Annotated in this window: 19 protein-coding genes; 1 reads left to right on the forward strand and 18 read right to left on the reverse strand. The window is 36.3% G+C overall.

Annotated features, from left to right (window positions below; genetic code table 11):
- The 6 genes from EQJ87_RS10635 to EQJ87_RS10660 form a co-directional block, all read right to left on the reverse strand.
- Positions 1 to 345, reverse strand: a 345-nt coding sequence (locus tag EQJ87_RS10635; protein WP_370449782.1) for an arsenic resistance protein, incomplete at its 3' end; no start/stop codon positions are given.
- 14 nt (positions 346 to 359) lie between these two features.
- Positions 360 to 2,021 carry an FAD-dependent oxidoreductase gene (locus EQJ87_RS10640; protein WP_130124642.1) on the reverse strand — a complete coding sequence of 554 codons (1,662 nt, stop codon included), beginning with the start codon at positions 2,019 to 2,021 and terminating at the stop codon, positions 360 to 362.
- Positions 2,022 to 2,038: 17 nt separating this feature from the next.
- Positions 2,039 to 3,754, reverse strand: a complete 1,716-nt coding sequence (arsA, locus tag EQJ87_RS10645; RefSeq protein ID WP_130124702.1) for an arsenical pump-driving ATPase — start codon at positions 3,752 to 3,754, stop codon at positions 2,039 to 2,041.
- 14 nt (positions 3,755 to 3,768) lie between these two features.
- Complete coding sequence (gene arsD, locus EQJ87_RS10650; RefSeq protein ID WP_130124643.1) at positions 3,769 to 4,203, reverse strand: arsenite efflux transporter metallochaperone ArsD; 435 nt, start codon at positions 4,201 to 4,203, stop codon at positions 3,769 to 3,771.
- Entirely contained in the window at positions 4,200 to 4,547 is a 348-nt protein-coding gene (locus tag EQJ87_RS10655; protein WP_061775491.1) for an ArsR/SmtB family transcription factor, read from the reverse strand. Before EQJ87_RS10655 ends, arsD begins: the two co-directional genes overlap by 4 nt.
- A 246-nt stretch (positions 4,548 to 4,793) precedes the next feature.
- Complete coding sequence (locus EQJ87_RS10660; RefSeq protein WP_130124644.1) at positions 4,794 to 5,474, reverse strand: IS6 family transposase; 681 nt, start codon at positions 5,472 to 5,474, stop codon at positions 4,794 to 4,796.
- Between the two features lie 278 nt (positions 5,475 to 5,752).
- Between EQJ87_RS10660 and EQJ87_RS10665 the strand changes: the two genes are divergently transcribed.
- Positions 5,753 to 6,202: a hypothetical protein gene (locus tag EQJ87_RS10665; protein ID WP_130124645.1), complete on the forward strand. Its 450-nt coding sequence runs from the start codon at positions 5,753 to 5,755 to the stop codon at positions 6,200 to 6,202.
- A gap of 643 nt (positions 6,203 to 6,845) precedes the next feature.
- Here the strand turns inward: EQJ87_RS10665 and EQJ87_RS10670 are convergent.
- The 12 genes from EQJ87_RS10670 to EQJ87_RS10725 form a co-directional block, all read right to left on the reverse strand.
- Positions 6,846 to 7,601, reverse strand: coding sequence for a hypothetical protein (locus EQJ87_RS10670; protein ID WP_130124646.1), 756 nt, complete (start codon positions 7,599 to 7,601; stop codon positions 6,846 to 6,848).
- 7 nt (positions 7,602 to 7,608) lie between these two features.
- On the reverse strand, positions 7,609 to 8,481 hold the full coding sequence (locus tag EQJ87_RS10675; RefSeq protein ID WP_130124647.1) for a hypothetical protein: 873 nt from the start codon (positions 8,479 to 8,481) through the stop codon (positions 7,609 to 7,611).
- A gap of 11 nt (positions 8,482 to 8,492) precedes the next feature.
- Positions 8,493 to 9,269, reverse strand: coding sequence for a DNA/RNA non-specific endonuclease (locus EQJ87_RS10680; protein ID WP_130124648.1), 777 nt, complete (start codon positions 9,267 to 9,269; stop codon positions 8,493 to 8,495).
- Positions 9,266 to 10,267 carry a DUF3991 and TOPRIM domain-containing protein gene (locus tag EQJ87_RS10685; RefSeq protein ID WP_130124649.1) on the reverse strand — a complete coding sequence of 334 codons (1,002 nt, stop codon included), beginning with the start codon at positions 10,265 to 10,267 and terminating at the stop codon, positions 9,266 to 9,268. Before EQJ87_RS10685 ends, EQJ87_RS10680 begins: the two co-directional genes overlap by 4 nt.
- Before the next feature lie 29 nt (positions 10,268 to 10,296).
- A complete protein-coding gene (gene mobP2, locus EQJ87_RS10690; RefSeq protein ID WP_130124650.1) occupies positions 10,297 to 11,541 on the reverse strand; it encodes a MobP2 family relaxase in 1,245 nt (414 codons plus the stop codon).
- Entirely contained in the window at positions 11,538 to 11,987 is a 450-nt protein-coding gene (locus EQJ87_RS10695; RefSeq protein WP_130124651.1) for a hypothetical protein, read from the reverse strand. Before EQJ87_RS10695 ends, mobP2 begins: the two co-directional genes overlap by 4 nt.
- A gap of 3 nt (positions 11,988 to 11,990) precedes the next feature.
- Positions 11,991 to 12,233, reverse strand: coding sequence for a ribbon-helix-helix protein, CopG family (locus tag EQJ87_RS10700; RefSeq protein ID WP_130124652.1), 243 nt, complete (start codon positions 12,231 to 12,233; stop codon positions 11,991 to 11,993).
- Positions 12,223 to 12,480 carry a hypothetical protein gene (locus tag EQJ87_RS10705; RefSeq protein ID WP_130124653.1) on the reverse strand — a complete coding sequence of 86 codons (258 nt, stop codon included), beginning with the start codon at positions 12,478 to 12,480 and terminating at the stop codon, positions 12,223 to 12,225. Before EQJ87_RS10705 ends, EQJ87_RS10700 begins: the two co-directional genes overlap by 11 nt.
- Before the next feature lie 328 nt (positions 12,481 to 12,808).
- Positions 12,809 to 13,594 (reverse strand): hypothetical protein, encoded by a 786-nt coding sequence (locus EQJ87_RS10710; protein WP_130124654.1) that lies wholly within the window; start codon positions 13,592 to 13,594, stop codon positions 12,809 to 12,811.
- A gap of 8 nt (positions 13,595 to 13,602) precedes the next feature.
- Positions 13,603 to 14,226: a hypothetical protein gene (locus EQJ87_RS10715; RefSeq protein WP_130124655.1), complete on the reverse strand. Its 624-nt coding sequence runs from the start codon at positions 14,224 to 14,226 to the stop codon at positions 13,603 to 13,605.
- Between the two features lie 60 nt (positions 14,227 to 14,286).
- A complete protein-coding gene (locus EQJ87_RS10720) occupies positions 14,287 to 14,739 on the reverse strand; it encodes a single-stranded DNA-binding protein (RefSeq protein WP_130124656.1) in 453 nt (150 codons plus the stop codon).
- Between the two features lie 19 nt (positions 14,740 to 14,758).
- Entirely contained in the window at positions 14,759 to 15,391 is a 633-nt protein-coding gene (locus EQJ87_RS10725; RefSeq protein ID WP_130124657.1) for a hypothetical protein, read from the reverse strand.
- Between the last annotated feature and the right edge of the window lies 1 nt (position 15,392).

Consider the following 15,392-nt stretch of genomic DNA (forward strand, 5'->3'; position numbering starts at 1 on the left):
TAAACCAACCATGTAGCTAGGATAACCTTGTAAAAATACAATTGCAAGGACAAACATCAATATTGGACCAATAATCCAGTTTTGAATAAGAGAAAGTAAGAGTACTTTCCAATCTTTAAATACTTTCCCCATTTCTCCATATTTCACTTTTGCCAATGGAGGATACATCATGAGAATTAAACCGATAGCAATAGGTATAGATGTAGTGCCGATTGATAGGTTATTAATAGTTGTTGCAACACTTGGTACAAAATATCCCAAAGCTACACCTATACCCATTGCTACAAAAATCCATAATGTGAGGTAACGATCTAAAAATGAGAGCTTCTTAGTTACTTGATTCATTTTTTACTTTTCTCCTAATTTTGTTGTTTCTTTACCAACTCCTGATAATTATTATTTCCACCCGATAAGTTATAAACTTCTTTAAAGCCTTTATTTCTCAATACATTTTGAGAAGCGTTACCTGTCACTCCTTTATTACAATAAACAATTGTTTTCTTATTTTTATCAAGTGTTGAAGCCTTTTCTCGTAGCTCTGACAATGGTATGTTAATAGCGTTAGCTACATGATTTTTTTCATAACTTTTTGGAGCTCGGGTATCAATAATTGTAATATTTTCATTGTTTTTTTGAAGTTCCATTAAGTCATGCGGAGTGATAAGTGGAGCTGTTGTTAGTGCATTGGTTAATGCCATACCTGTATATGCTAATGGATCTTTTGTAGTAGAAAATGGTGGTGCATAGGCTAAGTCCATGTGGAATAAGTCTTCTGCAGTGACTCCTAAAGTTATTGTTGAAGCAAAAACATCTATCCTTTTATCAACTCCTTGAGGACCAATAATTTGCACACCCAAAATACGATGAGTGAGCTTGTCAGCCACTGCCTTAATAACCATTTCTTTACCGTGCATATAGTCTGGTTTATCTGCCTTAATATTAAACAATACTGCAACTTCATAACCTTCAGCTAAAGCTTCTTTTTCTGTTAGTCCAGTTTGAGCAATTGTTAAATCAAAGAAACGCAAGATACCAGTTCCTAAAACACCTTGAAATCGAAGGGGACCACCTGTCATAGCATCTCCTGCAATTCTCCCCATCTTGTTTGCTGTGGAAGCTAAAGGACGATAAGTAGGCTTGCCTGTAATAACGTGGAAACTTTCTGCTACATCACCCACTGCGTATACTCCAGGTATATTCGTTTGAAGTGTACTATCTGTAGCAATTGCACCTGTTTCTCCAAGTTTTACGCCAATGGATTGAGCTAAGGATACATTAGGTTGGACACCAGTTGCTAAGATATACATATCCGCAGATAATTTTGTTCCTTTATTGGTGATTGCTTCATCAAGTCGAGAACTTCCAATTAACGTTTGTATTGTTTCTTCAGATCGGAAATCAATGCCTTGTTTTATCATTTCATCTTCAATACGAATAGACATATCCCAGTCTAAATGTGACATAGGATGCTTACCACGTTGAAGAATTGTGACTTCAATTCCACGTGCTTTAAGCTGCTCAGCAACTTCAAGACCTATATATCCTGCTCCTACAATTACAGCAGTCATAGGCTTTTCGTTTTCAATAAAAGACTTAATTTTTTTTCCGCTATTAATATTTCTCACTTGAAAAACATTTTCGAAATGTTTACCTAAAAATGCATCAGGAGTACGATATGTTGCTCCTGTAGCAAAAACTAAAACATCATAGTTATCTTCAAATACATCCCCAGTTAATAAATTTTTTACTGTTACTATTTTTGTAGAATGATTAATGCATAGTACTTCATGTGAAGTATGTATATCAACGTTATAACGCTTTTTAAACCACTTTGCATCACGTGGTGTCAACTCTTCAAAATCAGCTATTTCTCCACCAATTGCGTAAGGAATACCACATACAGCATAAGAAATATCAGTATCTTTATCATAAAGAGTAATCTCTGCACTTTCTGTATTTCTACGTGCTTTAGCAGCTACACTAGTTCCAGAAGCAACAGATCCAATAATAATTATTTTCATAGAAGTACTCCATTTTCCTATTTTTCAAAGTTAGGTTGCCATTTTTCAACAGCGTATTTATTATCAGAGAGCTTAGCAACCTTTTCAATCCATTTGATTTCATTTGAAGCTATAGCTTTCAAAACAGCATTATTTGTATGAGTAGCAACCATGCTTTGGTTTACTAACCACCAAGTATGAGCAATATTTGCTCTATCTAAATCATCAGCGAGTCTCATTGATTCATAAACAGGTGTTGTCTCAGGCAATGTGACCATAAGAACTTCTGTTTCTTCAGGATTTTGCAAACGAGGGAGTAGTTTCTGAATTGCTTCAGGAACTTCACCATTTGTTCTTTCCACTTCTTTAGCATAACTCTGTGTAGATTTTAAAAGTAACAATGTATGACCTGTTGGAGCCGTATCAATGACAACTATTTCATCTTCAGCTTTTCCAACTATTTCAGCAAAAGCACGGAATACAGCGATTTCTTGTGTACAAGGAGATTCTAAATCTTCTTTGATATAATCAAAATCATCCCCTGACATAGTTTCTCGTGCTTTAGCTAATACTTCTTCTTTGTATTCTCGAAGTTCTTTTTCTTCATCAATATGACTATAAGATAAGCCTGAAGTATCACCTAAATAAAAATTAAGATGGTCTGCAGGGTCTGTCGTTGCCAGATGAACTTTTTTACCACGTTTTATCAAGGCTTGCGCTATTTTTATTGCTATTGTCGTTTTACCAACTCCACCTTTACCCATTGTAAAAATAATTTTCTTATCTGTATTAACAAAATTATTAATAATATCAGATATATCGGAATAATCTATAAAGTTTGAACTTATTAATGCAATCTCTGGTTGTTTTTCAGATAGAAGCACACGTATTTTATCTAAACCAGTGACATTATATGGTCGTAACGGGATATAAAGCTGTTCGTAGTCTTTTAATTCTTGAGGTAGGTTATCTAAATCATTTCTTTGTTGATTATAAATAATTTCTGATATTTCATCGTCGGCACTATCTAACAAACCATTGATGATTAATTTTTGATTATGGATACCTAAATCAGAGAGATCCTTTGAAGCTTTGCTTGCTTCTTGAATTGCTGCTCTTTGTGGACGAGTTACAAGCATTAAGGTGGTTAATTTACCGTCAGATAGGGTTTCTACAGCCTGTTCGTAGCTTTCTTTTTTATCACCTAGTCCAGAGAGTTGACCTAAACAAGAAACACCTATATCATTTTCATCTAAATAATTAGACCATGCAGAAGGTAATGCAAGCATTCTTAACGTGTGACCTGTTGGAGCTGTATCGAAAATAACATAATCATACTCGCTCTCAACTGACTTATCAGTTAAAAACGCTGCAAATTCATTAAACGCTGCAATTTCCACCGTACAAGAGCCAGATAACTGTTCTTCCATATTTTCAACTACAGAATCTGGAAGAACTCCTCTATAAGGGCCTATAATACTCTCTTTATAATCATTAGCAGCAGTGATAGGGTCAAAATTAGCAACTTTTAGATTTGGAATTTGATCAATAGCTTTTGGTTTATTTGTTAGTTCAGTTTGAAAAACATCTTGAAGATTTGAAGCAGGGTCAGTACTTACAAGAATTACCATCTTTCCTGAATCAGCGAGATTAACGGCTGTTGCACATGCAGAAGTTGTTTTACCAACTCCACCTTTACCTGTAAAAAAGAGATACTTTGTTAAGCCTATTTCTTGCGGATTATATAACTTCATTTTCTTTCCCTCAATTAACAACATCCTGTATTTCCGCCACAACAAGGACCTTTAGTTTTCGATTCAACTTCTACTCCTATTTCTTCATCAACAACGCAACAACCTTCTGAGGTATCACAGCAAGAGCCACTCTCCGCTTCATCAAGAGTTTCACAATGTGCCTGAAATTCTGACATTGTTGGATAGTCACCTGTTTTTATCACTTTACCATCTACCATAGTTACAGGCAATATTTCATTACCTTTGCTTTGAAGAAGGTTCAAAATAGTTTTGTTGACAACAAACACTTGCGGATTGCTTGTCAAATTATATCGAAATGCTTTGATTTCTTTATTATCTTTTAAACTATCCATCAAATTTGTGATACGTAATAACTCTGAATCAACTGATGGCCCACATACTCCTGTAGAACAACACATTGCTGGTTCAAATATTTCAATTTTTTTCATTTTAATCTATTTCCTTCTTTATTGCTGCAAGAGCAATCATTTATTTCTATGCCACATATGCATGTTTTGTCATCATGAGAAAAAAGAGATTTACATAAATCTTGAAAATTGAATGTAAATTTTTCACTCAATGAATAGTAATTCCACGTTGCTTTTTTCTCAACCGTTATTATTTCCGCTTTTTCTAGCACTTTCATATGGTGTGAAAGTGCTGGTTGAGAAAAATCAAAGTGTTCTAAAAGATCGCAAGCACATTTTGTTCCACATGAAAGTAAATCAACAATCTTTAAACGGTTTGGTTCAGCTAAAGCTTTAAGTCCAACAACCATATTTTCATAGTCCATATTATTCCTTCCTAAAACATAAATAATCATTTATATATATAAATATAAATGATTATTTATGTTTTGTCAAATCAAATATAGATGAATTATCAAGAGTGTTAGAGTTACAACTAAGAGATTTTATTTGGACAAAATTAAGGGCACCTCTAATAACTACCAATTAATTCACCTCTAAATGAAATTAGAAAAAAAGGTTCTGTTGCGAAGTTTGAAAATCAAACTCGCCCTTTCTGAACTCCAAATATCTTAGGCTGGTATTCCCATTAATACCTTGATTTCAGTAGACACCGAAAAGCCGAAGAGCGTTCCATTTCTTCGGTTCTTTTTATATATTCCTCGAAGGGTCTCCATGCCTTTAATCGTGGAAGATGCTGTACGGAGACTTTGATAAAATTTATTCCGTCGTTTAATAGGTCGATGGTCTTGTTCTATTAAATTGTTAAGATACTTCACAGTTCGGTGCTCTGTCTTAGTATATAAACCCACACTCTGTAACTTTCTAAAGGTGGAGCCAAGAGAAGGTGCTTTATCGGTCACAATTGATTTCGGCTCACCAAACTGTTTATGGAGTCGTTTTAAGAAAGCATAGGCTGCTTGCGTATCCCGTTTCTTTCGTAACCAGATATCTAAGGTTAGGCCGTCCGCATCAATTGCACGATAAAGATAATGCCAACGTCCCTTAATTTTGATATAGGTTTCATCCATTTTCCACGAATAGAAGGACTGTCTATTTTTCTTCTTCCAAAGATGATAGAGGACTTTACTGTACTCTTGAACCCAGCGATAAATCGTAGTGTGACAAACATTTATTCCACGATCATACAGTAGTTCTTGAACTTCACGATAGCTCAGATTGTAACGCAGGTAGTAACCAACAGCGACAATAATCACATCTTTTTGAAATTGTTTCCCTTTGAAATGATCCATCTGTCTACCCTCACTCTCGTTTTCTTACATTTTACAATAAATCAGGAGTTATGGGGAACTTTGCAACAGAACCATATTCTTTATCCTAAATCTACGCTATAGGTAGACTTAGGATAAAGAAAGTTATACGTAACAAACCCAAAAAGGCGCTAAAGTCTAACCTGCTTCGGCGTCTTTTTACTTTTTATCCTTAATCATTGACACTCACATTTTGAATATGTTATAATAAGTTTGTAGTCGGAAGTGCGACTAACGACTTTCAGGTTTAAGGAGGTAATATGGACATTAAAGATGTAATGACAACAAGAGAGCTTGCAGAAGCATTGAATCTAAATCAAGCTTATGTTTTGAGAAGAGCCAAGGAGGAGTTGGAAATGAATGTTGATTACAGAAGTACTGGGAAACGGAGTTATATATTTGCTCCATCTGCTTATGAAAAAATGAAAGTTAAAGCAATCCCAAAACTGGTAAAAGCAGCGATGTTGCCCAATTTACGTATATACTTAGAATTTGATAATGGTGAAAGTCGTTATTTAAGTTCTCAGTTAGAACAAGATTATTTTAAAAATATTAAGAAGATAAGAAACTGGGCAGTGGGATTTAATATGATTCCAACGATCTCATGGCAAGGAACTGAGTCATCAATTGATGAGAATGGTAATTTAAAAATAGCTGGTAAGACTTATACAAGCCAAGAGCTTTATGAAAAAAGCACCCATCATATTTGAAATGATACTCCTTGAACAATTATCAAATAACTAGACGTATCCCCCCTCAAGACTTATGAGGGGGTTTCTTTTACTCTCAAAGAATTTACATCTGGATTGATATCAATAATGAGATATAAAAAGAAAAAAACTCATAACGGTTAAGTTATGAGCTATTCAAAGGATGAATTGCAAATTTAATTGCAATTTGAATTGACAAAATTAAAGATAACTTATATAATTTAATTATAGATAATTAAGTTAAATAAAAAAGGACTTGCTCGAAACAAGTCCCAATGTAGCCGATTAAAAGTCGGTGGCAGAATTGATTCTAAGAACCGTTTACTCAGCCAAAGTACAGACGGTTCTTATTTTTTTGTGATTTTTTCAATCAACAAGATGACAAACGTGAACAAATTGATTAGTAAACTACAAATTGCAGTAACTAACATTGCCACAGCCACCATAAGAGTGCTCCTTTCTGTTGGATTTTAAACTTACATACATAAGCCTCACCACCTTTCAGAGCCACCATCTATTTAAACTTCTACTCAACTATTATAACAAAAAAACCCTTCGCAAGCCACCAGGACTAGCGAAGGGTTTTCATTTTATTCTCAGAGAATTTACATCTCCAATTCATCAGATTTATCATAATCATTTGTCACATCACGAGCTGTTCCTGTATTTCTAACCGTTCTTCTGTGAGTGCGGTAACTTTTTCGTGTTGAGCAAAAATTTGACGAGAAAACTCTTGAGAGAAATTATTTGCCAAGGCAAAACTACGTAAAAGATTCACTTGTTCAGAAGTCTCCTCAAAGGTTTTTAGTACCGATTGAGCAATTTCTTGATAGTAACTATCTTCTTCAAGGAAAGCCCCAAATTCCTCTATAATATTGTATTTAGCAATATCAAGAGCAAGGTTAAGTTGTTCGCTTGTATAATTGGGAAGTTTTGAAACGGATTTCTCAATATACGCTCGCATAAACCGAGAGAGCGACTCATTATACTCATCTAAATCGAAGTCGCCCAACAAGTAATCTTGTCCTGTCAACTCTCCGACCGTGTTCACAAGCACTCGTTCGTCCAAAATCGTCTCTTGAAAACGGAACGCTTCATGTAACGTGGTTTGTGTGATGTCATAGAGTGTTTCTTTGGTTCTTCCATTCTCATCCCAAAGTCTAACACTTGCTTTTTGCCCGAACTCAACACTAGATTCTGTGCTTAAATCTTTCCAATATTGAAAAGAACCTAAAAGCGTGGCTTCTGGATTCTGTATATAAATGGACACAATATCATTGATTTTTCGATGGTGGTGGAGTTGATTAAAATTTAAAAAATTTAGTTTTTCTTCTCTTGAAAGCGTATTGAAATTCCCTAAGAAATCATTCATTGCTTGTATGACTTGTTCTCTTTTCATATTGTCCTCACATTTCTAGCTGATCATTTAACATTTTATTTTCTAAATAGTCTGTACGATTTTCTTCTAGGAGTTTATTAAAGTTCTTATTTAATTCCTCCCAATCAAGCTCATCTCCATACTCAGCAGTTAGAGTATCGTGTTCTACGCTAAAGCTTGATACAAATTCACGTAAGGAAAGTTCACCCGAACCAACCTTACTCCAAAAAACATAATCATCTTCTGTTTCTACCAGCTCATCAAAAAAATCTTCATAAGTTTCAATTCCAATATCTACCTCTTTGGGATTCAGTTCATAGGCAACCTTGAGAAGCAAATCAGGAGTTGGAGCTACAAAGAAATCATTTAGCATGATGAGATTTTCATCATGGACTGGAATTAATTCTTCTTTATCTCTCCAATATTCTTCCTCATCCATAAATGACTGGGTTTCTGTGAGTGCCTCTGCAGTTATTACTGAAAAATAAGAACTTTGTTTCTTTGCTTCCTCATCCGCTATCCCTATAAATTCAATCGGATCTAGCTTTTTACGTACTTCGTCCTCGAAAGCCCAGCTATTGACAATATTTTCTAAAGAGCTGGACGCTAAAAGCAGCTTTCCAGTCCCCGAATAAAGCTCATAATGAGGGTCATCAATTTTTGATAAGCCTAACTTCACTTGTGTTCTATAGACCTCCAAAGCATCCAAATGGTTAGCGTTTAAGGCTTGATAAACCTCCCAATCGAGCCCAGCTTCTCCGACTTCTTTTTGTGTGGCATTATCAGCCACTTCACTATATCCAAAAGGCTCAAAGCCTCCTTCTGACAAATAAATGACTGATTGATAACGCTCAAACCAGTTTGTAACCAAATCATTCAATTTTTCTTGTGAGATTTCCATTTTTATTCTCCTTACTTTTGTACTGCAGTCCCATCGCTGTAGTTGATAATCGCATTTGGACTGATATTATCAAGGGTAACTTGTGTATTCCCATTATCATCTATTGTCTCGTTCCCTCCAACCGCAACTTTTACAGCTTTACCCTTTTTATCAAAGCCGTGATAAGAAAGGCTCACTTGTCTTGGAATCAGTTCATTTGCTTTGTAGAGTGGAGTGACTTGATAATTTAACCAGTCGTTAGGGTGTGTTTTAAGCCATACAGCGAGCCGATTTTCATAATAAAGCATACTCTTAGGATTGGAATCATCCATTCCTGAGAGGCTGCCTGCATTGAGATATGCTGTTTCAGGGACAAGGTTTTTCGGCTCATCATTCAGTCCTGAAAATTGATAACCGACCAAATGTCCTCGATTCATAAGCCAATGCCCGTTAAATTTGTAGTTATGCCAGCCAACAGGATTATAAGAAAGCCTTGGCTCTCTTTTTTGACTGGGTAAATCTTTGGCTTGGAGTTGAATTTGTGCGCCTGTTGCTCTTTTCAATAGATCAAGAGGGCTTAATTTAATTTGATAAGCAGCTCTAAAGGTTGAATTAGGCTTTGTTGGAGGAGTTGCTAAACGGGAAGAGCTTGTACTGCTTTTAGGGGTTGTATTGGTAAAAATTGAAGTAGGATTAGCAACTCGAGTGATTTTTTCTCCCAAGTCGATCCCTAAAACTTTAGGCAGAACAATTGCCCCAGAGATAAGCAATAGAATCAGAAAGACAAGGACTTGTTTTGCTTTCTTCATCCCATCACCATGTCTTTATCCGTTGTTACTTCAGATAGATTTTGTTCATATTCTTTGGCATGATAGGTTAAAACATCATTCCAATCTTTTCCATAGGCTGGATCAGGACGATCGTCCTCAAAAAGGATAGACTCCCCGTTCCATTCAAGTACAAGATCGTTTTGTTTCTCGAATTTTTTCCAAAACTTACTTCCATATTCATCGTTATCAACACAAATATGAATGGAGCGTTCCATTTCTTTTGGCTCTTGACTCATTCCATAGGTTGCCTGCGCATAATTCATGGCGAGTTCAACACGATTGGCATTAGATGTTCCACTCACCGAGAACAGTAAGCAATCTTTAATTTCAGGGTGGAGCGCCCAGTAGGACAATAAGTCAACAGGCGCTTCAAAAATATAAATATCTTTGACCTTCCCACTTCCTATTTTGATGTTATAGCCAAAGTTTTCCGAGTTTTTTGCAATCCCTTTAAAGTAAGGATTTTCCTCATCAGGACGATAAACCGTTCCTTTGACATCTGCACCAACCACTTGCCCATTTTTGTACCAAGGAAAAACAATTTGTTGGTATTTGTCTTGAATGATATATCGTTTTTCGATTAGTAATTTTACTAATTTTTCGGGAAGTTTTCGTTTATTGACCAATTGGTCTGTGGCACGATCTGCATTAGGAGAGGTTTTAAAATACCAATAAAAAGGTTCTTTAGGCTGCGGAGTGTGGTTGATTTCAACAAGGCTGACATCCGTTTTTCGTAAGTGTTCCACTGCTTTTGCAAAATCTAACCCTGTTTCGTTTTGGACAAGGGCAATCACATCCGCCCCCTTGACTCCTGTGCGATAATTCGAGTAGGTATTGGTATGAGCATTAAACTGATATGCAAGGTTTTTACCTGAGCGGTAGCCTGACCCTACCTTAGTTATTGGGAGTCCTAGAGATTCCGCAATTTTTAGAATGTCTTTAGCATTCGCTTCTTTAATTTGTTCATCTGTAACCATAATTTTTCCTTTCAAAAAAACAACACAGTTCAATATTCTGCGTTGTTTTCGTATTCAATTTCTTCTTTCATTCGTTCATAGTCACGAAGATTTTTTTGTTCATTATAGGACTTCTCAAATGCAGCATTCAAGTGATTTAAACTTCGTCCCCTCCCATGAAATGAAGACGGGTAATTGGGATATTTTACAAGTAACTTTGCTTGTGTTTGATTAGCTTTGTAAAACTCATTCATATCTTTTAACAGTCCATTTCCAAGACTGGCTTTAAGATCATTAAGTTTATTCTCCTTAAAGTCATCATAGCGACTCTCCCCATAAGTCTCTTGGTAAAAGAATACGGCATGATCCAATGCTTCATTGAGCTGTTTAAATTCGTCAGAATGGTAACGTTGGATATAGTCGTCAATGAACTCCTCTATCAAAGGACGAACACCATTGAGCGCATTGTTATTGTATTTCCAAAGTGAACGATTAGAGGGGAGTTGCTGATAAATTTCATCGTATGCTTTTTGAAGTTGACGGTCACGACTAAGGGCATGGTAGAGTGAATCACGCTTGCCCACGTGTTGCCTGGAGAGGTCATTAATTTTGGATAACATCTCGCTCTGATCCGCAATAGCACTTGCGACCTGTGACTTAATCCGCTCCAAGTTTTTCTGATTGAGTTTTCCTTTGTAGTCCCAAATCACTTCTCCTGTTTGAGAGGAATAAAGGCGATTACCTTCTTTGTCTAGAGGATAGTATTTTTTTCGAGTCGGTTCAGGTTCAACCATCGCAATATGGACATGAATGTTGTCTGTATTGTAGTGGATTGCGGCAGTCCAAACAGCTCCTTCCATTCCCTCGTTATGAATCAACTCTTTCATAGCACTGCGTGTTCCATTCATCACAGCTTCTTCATCTAATAAATGAGTGTGGGGATCATATCGTCCATGTTTCTCGAGCCATGCATTATCGAAAGAAACAACGTGCTGCCACATGAGGGAACGATTGTCTTGGGCTTGATTGAATAAGACAACCATCTGCTCCATTTGCTCAGGAGTGAGGAAGTCATGAGCCTCACTAAATAAAGCAGAGGTTTTTTCAGGATTGCTCATATATTGATTGTAAGCTTCAAAGTTCGATGTCTTTAAATCATCCATTGCAACATTGTACCAATCATAAGCTTTGGTACGTACTGCTTCAGACCGATTCATATAGTCAAGATAAGATTGAAAGCCTTTAGAGGTAGGGGAAACAAACTTGGTCGAATCAATGACCCCTGGGCTACTCATTTAAGTCCCTCTTCCCATTTTTCCATCTCATAACTAGCACGTTCAGCTCGTTCTTGGCGAATCATTGTTAACATATCTTTCCACTTCCCATCAAGGATGGCAAACGGTTCTGAACGGTAGTCTGCGATTGTTTTTGCTTTGGGAAAAGGCTGATCTGGACGAAGCACTTCTCGCTCATAAAATTCAGTATTTTTGATTTGAGAAAGTATCCAAGTTTGCTTTTCCGTTGCTCGAAGCGCAAGTCTCATTTGAAGGAGTTCTGGCTTTAAAAGCCTTGTGAATTCCTCTAAGATGGTACTCCGTTCTTCAAGCATTTTTTGTTGCACTTCATTTTGAATAAGAAGTGCTTCAAGTGCTTGTAAAGGCGTCCCGCTAAAAGACTCAAAATAATCAAAGAGTTTGGGGTGGCGTTGCTTTGTAAGTTGGATATTTATTTTTTCAGCCATTGGCTAATTCCTTTCTTCTATCTGAGTAATTAAGACATGAATTAAGTCATTATTTTTTTTGAGTTGTGAGGCAAGGGCTAACCTGATTTTGCTTTCAGAATCCATTTCTAAAAACTCCCCTGCAGACATCAATTCTTTTCTTATCAATCGACGCAAATATTCCTGTCTACTAATCTTTCTTTGTTTTGCAAGTCGGTCTAATTGAGCAACTTCCTTCTCTGCTAAAAAACGAAGTTTAATCTCCATTTGTTTCCTCCGCATCGAGAAAGTTTAAAGCTCGCTCCATGACCTGATTGTTCTTTTCAAGTTGGGGAATAATTTTGGTGACTTCTTCTTTGAAAAAAGTGCGATGGGCTTCTAAAAAATTTGTTCCATCGAGGTACTCTCCGATGATTTTTGAAATGAGTTTATCCCTCGAAAGTTTGTTCTCATTAGCAATCTGGTCAAGATTTTTCACTTGCTCATTGGTCAATGTTCTAACTTTAATTTCCATCTGTCCCCTTTCTTGAAGAGCTTTTTTGGTTTTCTAATCTAATTTTGTGTTTTTTTAATAAGAGCATAAGATAAACTGTCCCCAAAAGTTGGGTAAAGTCGCAGTGCGACTTGTTTTAGCTAGGGGTCAGATTTTTTCTCATTTATAGTGATTGTATAGGATTTAAAATGGCTCAACCACAACCTCGTATAGTGTTATTATAGGATTGTATTATGAGAGTTTTCTTATTTTATAGTGTATGTATAGTGTTTTTTGAGGCTGTTTTGAACCGATTAAGGAAGAAAAAAGCTCTGTTTTCTTCCTTTGGTCAACATTGGTCAAACGCTCACTATTGACTTAGAATATTACGTTGTTCTTCAACCTTTTTTTGGTTGTCTTTAACGGTTTTAATTTGACTATTGATTCCTGAAATCGAATTATTATTTGACTGAATTTGGGAGAAAATCTCTTTTTGCTGGTCTGAGGTTTTTAAGTCCATATCTGCCAAATAAAGTTGATTTTCTTTATTTAGGGCTTTAATTTGAGCATTAAATTTGGCGATGTCTTTGTCGTATTCCTTGATTTTTTCTTCAACATCTTGACGGGCATATTCTTTATATTGACCGACATAAAAGTCTAATGGTTTCGCTTGGTAGGAGGTATTATTTTTAGAAACATTTTTTGGCGTAACGGCAATTCCACCTACCGAATAAGATTGTTTTTGATTATCTTTTAAAGTAATATTGTTAATGATTTGTTTGAAGTTTGGAGAAATATTTGGAATGAATACCACGTAATAATTGGCATTGATTTTCTCAACGGATGCTTCAATTCTTTGTTGTGTTCGGCCGTTAATGGTTTCAATTTTAATCGTATCCGTTGGCACAACTTCATCACTTTTTAAATAAAAGCCCGTGACCAATAGGTTACTTTTTTTATAGTAATCTGCTCGCTCGAAAATGATTTTGCTTGTCTTATTTTCGATATTTAGGACACGACCGAGTGAGGTTGTCACAACGGGTTCCATTTTCTTTTTGATCACTCCGCTTGATAAAAAACCAATCATAATGATGATACATAGCACAATTGGAATGAAGTAACGAAGGTTATATTTATCGTGAATTAGTGATTTCATTAGCTCTCCTATAACTCTAAATCGAGTTCTTTTTCTTTTACTTTTTGGTACTTCTCACGGTCATGATGTTCAATGCGGTGGTAATCAACAGTGTGCTTAAGTAAGTCGTACTGCTTTTGGCTATGAATATCATAAAAAGGTTGGACGAGTGGGGCTTCATCTTCCAAAACGTCAAGCTGATTTTCGTAAATTTCAAGCTGAGGTTTAAAGTACTTTAGTGAGGCATTTCTAAACTTATAATCATTTGGTTGGAGCTGATAATCCAAAACATAATGTGATAAACGTTGTTGGTATTCAAGCTCTTTGACTTTCAAATTTCGATATTCATTGGGGGCGATAATAGCCTGTTTTGCAATATCCTGATCAAAAAATTCATCCTCTAAAACGATTGTTTTTTCCAATGAAATAATGTCTTCAGGCGAATCATTTGGCACATCTGACAAGCTCACAAAACTGTTTGGGTCAGACAGGGGATGAGTCAATTCTGCGACATTTAAGAGCGGTGAGAAATAAGTTCTCTGACCGTCATTGACGACTAAACCTAGAATATTTTCATCACGATGTCCAACAAAGAGGTCATCATCTGGAAGGTTTTGTTCATAAAATTCTTTTGGGATTTTAACGAGTAACATGGTTTTCTCCTTCTGTTTTTTGGTTGGAGCTGACTTTGTCAACATAATAAAAAAGAGACATTAGAAAATGTCTCTGTCTTCTTCTGGAAGATTCATCTGTTCAATATCTGCAGTATAATCTCTATTAGGATCGTAGCCTGCGAATAAAGAAGATGGTGAGGTGTTTGGGGATAATTTTTCACGTTCAGTTTTGGCTTTAGAGAGCAAGTTCCAATTCATCACGTGCGTTTTAGTGTAGTATTGTTTTTGCCCATTTTCACTTAGAATAATATCTGTTTGGCTACGCCCTGTGATACTGATTAAGTCCCCTTTCATGCACAATTTTGAGAAGTTAGTGGCTTCCCTTCCTTTGAGGGAGATATTGATGAAGTCGCTATCGTAAGTTCCTTCTCGATTTTTATAGTTACGTGCGCTGGCAATTGTTGCATTCAGAAAAATCTGATTGTTTTTCTCATCAACACGATAGTCGGGATTTTTAGTTAATCGTCCCTCAACAATATGTAAATTGATCATTTTATGAGTCTCGCTTTCGTTATTTTGTAGTAATTACTTCAACATCAGAAACCTTATTATCTGTGACAGATAACCAAAGCAGCTGCGTTTTAGATTGACTTTCATTTGTGGTTACTGGTGTTTCACCATAACTCAGCTCCACATAAAAACGATGAGGTTCTGAGGCGCTTGGCGTAACATTTGCGGAGTGATATTTTTGACTCGCTAGCTGCACATCTCCTGACGAAGTGTCCACTTGTTTTGTCGTTAGCCATTTGTTAGTCATTGCGACTAGGCTGTCCGTCGTAGACTGGATTTTTAATTGCTCATAAGCCTCTTTGGTCATTATTTTCGAGAGCGTTTCTGAACGTGAAAGGAGTGATTTAACCGTCAAGTCGTAAGTGACATCTGCCTCCAAGAACTGGCTGACCACTTCTTGTGTCTCCTTACTGACTTCAACTTTTTCTTCTTTTGATGACGATGATAGCGTTGTTGAACTCGAGCTTGAACTCGACGGTTCGGATGCTGATGGTTCTGTTTCAACCTCCTTATTCGTAATATATTCTTTCGTGACCCGCTCTACAGGATGTTTTCTTGCTTGAAAGAATGAAAATAAAGCAAGAAGTGCAAGTACAAGGGTTAGCGCTGAGATAATAAGTGATTTCTTTTTCATA

Source organism: Lactococcus sp. S-13 (assembly GCF_004210295.1).
Lineage (GTDB): Bacteria > Bacillota > Bacilli > Lactobacillales > Streptococcaceae > Lactococcus.